The sequence below is a fragment of the Flagellimonas flava genome, assembly GCF_050617915.1.
Taxonomy (GTDB): domain Bacteria; phylum Bacteroidota; class Bacteroidia; order Flavobacteriales; family Flavobacteriaceae; genus Flagellimonas; species Flagellimonas flava_A.
In genome coordinates this window covers 1-232 of record NZ_JBODQE010000213.1, presented here as the reverse complement: position 1 = coordinate 232, position 232 = coordinate 1, and the positions used below count along the sequence as shown (strand labels likewise).

Below are 232 nucleotides of genomic sequence, written 5' to 3'. Positions count from 1 at the left end.
CTATGAAAAGCGGTATGATATGATGGTCTGAAAATTCGAACAGGTAAAATGTGCTTTTTTTGTTTTCGTTCAGCAAAAAGGTCGATTTGGGGTGGGTAAAACCTTTGCCACGAACATTGCCTGCCCCAGTTTTGATTTCAAAGGGGCTGTTCATGTGGTTCAACATCCAGCGGATGGAGTCCACTCCATGGGATTCCCCGGGGCCTAGCATTACATAGCTGTGCATTTCTTC

General features: G+C 45.3%; 1 protein-coding gene. It reads right to left on the bottom strand.

Features of this window, described 5'->3' with window-relative positions; genetic code table 11:
• Nucleotides 1–232, bottom strand: a 232-nt coding sequence (locus ACRHOZ_RS21575) for a hypothetical protein (protein WP_431130468.1), incomplete at both ends; no start/stop codon positions are given.